Annotated in this window: 2 protein-coding genes; one reads left to right on the top strand and one right to left on the bottom strand. The window is 59.3% G+C overall.

The window, feature by feature from the left end; translation table 11 throughout:
• Positions 1 to 139 precede the first annotated feature (139 nt).
• Positions 140 to 2371: a heavy metal translocating P-type ATPase gene (locus ACH2EH_RS16655; protein ID WP_395143310.1), complete on the top strand. Its 2232-nt coding sequence runs from the start codon at positions 140 to 142 to the stop codon at positions 2369 to 2371.
• Positions 2372 to 2458: 87 nt separating this feature from the next.
• Here ACH2EH_RS16655 and ACH2EH_RS16660 read toward each other — a convergent pair.
• Positions 2459 to 3697, bottom strand: a 1239-nt coding sequence (locus ACH2EH_RS16660) for a hypothetical protein (protein WP_395143312.1), incomplete at its 5' end; no start/stop codon positions are given.

Here is a 3697-nt window from a genome sequence, read left to right on the forward strand (position 1 = left end):
TGAGTAAAGGGGAAACGAAGGGAGAATCGGTCTAGTTTTGCGCGTTGATGTGGGGAAAATTCATCCGGTGATTTGGGGATTTTTGCCCCGGTCTTGACACTGCCTGCACTACGACCCCAATCTCGTTCCCCTGGAGCGGGTGGAGCGTATTGCCCGCGACACCGGAGTCGAGATCACGACCCGCTTTCGCCATGAGACTCTGCCACTTCTTGGTATGGACCACGGCACCAGCTCGGCCAATATCGAACAGGCCGTGCGAGCACTCCCTGGCGTCTTGAACGTGGGAGTCAGCTACCCTATCGAGAAGATGAAGGTGGAGTACGATAGTACCCTCACCAGCCACGAGGCGATTGTGCAGGCGGTGCGCTCTCTAGGACTTCGTTTTGGGGAGCAAGATGAACACGCAGGCCACAAGCACGATCACGAAGGCCACGAGGAGCACGGCGACCATGAAGGGCACAGCCACGCCGAGGCACCCGAAGGCGCGAACTGGTTCCGGCGAAACCCCGAGCTGTCTATGTCGCTGCTCTCCGGTCTCCTGCTTGCCATTGGCTTCCTCGGGGAGCGCGTCTTCCACCTGCCCCGGCTCCCAGCCATCGGTATCTATATCGCTGCCTACATCGCGGGCGGCTTAGACCTCGCACGGCACGGCTTGCCTTCCGCCTTGCGCGGAAAGCTGGACGTGGATTTCCTGATGCTCGTCGCGGCAATCGGGGCAGCGGTTCTGGGTGAATGGGTCGAGGGAGCGCTCTTGCTCTTTCTGTTCTCCTTCGGCCATGCACTGGAGCACTACGCCATGGAGCGAGCCAGAAACGCGATCAGCGAGCTTGGCAAGCTCACCCCCAAGGTGGCCCGCGTGAGGCGTGATGGGGTGGAAAAGGAATTGCCCGTCGTGGACCTGCGTGTTGGAGACATCGCAATTATCCGGCCTGGCGACCGCATCGCTGTCGATGGCAAGATACTTCAGGGGCGCTCGGCTGTGGATCAAAGCCCTATCACCGGAGAAAGCGTACCGGTCGAGAAGGTCGTCGGGGAAGGTGTATTTGCGGGGGCGATCAACGGTGACGGCGCTCTGGAAGTGGAGGTAACTAAACTCGCCCAGGATACGACTATGGCACGCGTCATCAAGATGGTGGAGGAGGCGCAGACGCAGAAATCACCAACCCAGAGCTTCACCGATAACTTTGAGCGCATCTTCGTGCCGATTGTACTCCTGACGGTGCTTATTGCCGCTGTTCTCCCGCCGCTCCTGGGCTGGCTTCCCTGGAAGATAGCGATTCTGCGGGCACTGAGTACTCTGGTAGCAGCCGCTCCGTGTGCCCTCGCGCTGGCAACACCGGCTGCGGTTCTGGCCGGGATCGGTCAGGCGGCGCGAAACGGCGTGCTCATCAAAGGCGGCGTCCACCTGGAGAACTTAGGAGCACTGGAAGCTATCGCGCTGGATAAGACTGGCACGATCACGCGCGGCAGGCCCGAAGTCACCGACATCATCCCTCTTTCCGGAATGTCTTCAAGTGAGTTCCTGCGCATCGCGGCAACCGTGGAAAGTCGCTCAGCCCACCCGCTGGCGCAGGCAGTCGTCCGCCGCGCCGAGCGGGAAAAGCTGGTTTTGCCGCCCGCTGCCGAACTGCAAACGATCCAGGGACGCGGCGTACTAAGCGAGTTCGAAGGCAAGACGGTTCGGATCGGAAACCTTGCATTGTTTGCAGAAGCCGGAATGCAGGTTCCCGTTGAGGTTGCCCAAAAATATCAGGAGTTAGGCGAGGCCGGGAAGCCGACGATGCTGGTAAGCATCGGAGATCAGTTTGCGGGAATACTCGGACTTGCCGATGAACTGCGCCCGGAAACGCCGGACACACTCCGAAAACTCAAATCTTTGGGGATCAAGTCTCTTATCCTGCTGACGGGCGACAACGCTCGTGTTGCTAAAACCATCGCGGGTGCAGCGGGACTAACCGATGTGCGTGCAGACCTGATGCCACAGGATAAAGTTACTGCCATTCAGGAACTGCTAAAAAAACACGGCAAGGTAGCGATGGTAGGGGACGGCGTAAACGATGCGCCTGCTCTGGCAAACGCAACAGTAGGGATTGCCATGGGCGCAGGCGGCACTGACGTGGCACTGGAAACGGCGGACGTTGCCCTGATGGCAGACGATCTCTCGAAACTGCCCTTTGCGGTTGCACTGAGCCGGGAGTCGCGCCGGGTCATCAAACAGAACCTGTTCATCTCACTCGGTGTGATCGCTCTGCTGGTGCCTTCCACATTATTTGGGTTCGCCAGTATCGGCATTGCGGTTCTCTTCCACGAAGGCAGCACCCTGGTTGTCGTCGCGAACGCCCTACGGCTGCTTCGCTTCCGTGTGGAGTAAGCTACAAAAAATAACACTAGGCGGCACCGTAGAGAGGATGCTGCCTAGTGTCGGTGCTTGGTTTATTGATAGTACTCGGATACTGGGTTAGTGGTCGGGGGCCTCGTCCGGATCGCCGTACTCCATCTCATCGGTGGGGTTAAAGTTGGCCACCATAATACGGCGCACAAAGGGACGCCCAAGGTTCATCCCCTCACAGTTCACGTCATAGACAAACTGCTGCATCGTTCGCAGTGAGTTGCCATCCAGCGTCAACGGGCGCAGAGCGACGTAGACAGATGCCCAAGGGCAGCAGAAGAAGAACCCTAGACGGCGATCTGAGCCTCCCTTCGTAGCATAGCCAATATCTCCGCGCTTGAATGCCTCCCGCACCTCACTCAGAATGGCAAGCGTCTTTTGCGGATCGGGATCGAGCTTCCACAGCCGACCTATTGCCTTACGCGCCTCCGGGTCTGCCTTGAGCCGTCTGAGGCTGTCACTATCCGTGAGGCACCACGGGTCAAACCCAACCTCACCCGGCCCTGGGATGGTATGTGCGCGTGGCGCGACGCTCGCAGGGGGCGGCGGGGCTTTCTCTTTGGCCGCACTCTCTTTGTCCAGAAGTGCGGGCATCGCCAGCAGCTGGCCCAGGCGATAGAGCTGCTCGATAGCCTCCTTGGCATGCTCCTCGATGCGCTCATGCAACTCCTGTGAAGGGTTCCCGCCCCAGAGGTTCTCGGCGTAGTCGGCCTTGGACTTGGCCGCTGCCCAGAGCTGGCGGGCAAAGCCAACCGATTTCTGCTTGTCCTCGGGGGACTTGGCCTCCTCAAAGAAAGACATCGCGACACCTGCATGATCCCGCAGGCTACGCATCGCCTCCAGCATCCCATGAAGGTGTGCATTGGGACAGGGCTCTACCTCACTCCAGGGAGGAAGCTCAGCAGGCACCCCGACATCCAGGCGGTAGTTAGGATTGCTGTGCGCTTGCCGCGCTCGGCTCATCCAGCCCTCGACCTGCTGATAGAAGCTCAGAACCTGATCGCCAGTGACAGGAGGGAGGTAGCCCCGTGTCGTGGGACTGCCTGCGTAATCGGCTTCGATGAATTTATCGCCTAGAAGCTGGAGGGCGTAGGCATTCCAGGAGCAGAGAACCTCAGATTGCGTCGCGGAGGGCACCTCCCAGGGATGGTGCCCTTCCAGCTTGATGTCCAGGCGCTTCTGCTCGGTATGATCCAGCATCTCGTAGACCCCGAGGCTCGCTCGTCGGTATGCCTCTAGTGTCTGTGCGGGAATCTCTCCCTGTAAACGACTGACCAAATGGCCCCAAAATGTTACTTCTTCTGACAT

Source organism: Armatimonas sp. (genome assembly GCF_043760365.1).
GTDB lineage: Bacteria > Armatimonadota > Armatimonadia > Armatimonadales > Armatimonadaceae > Armatimonas.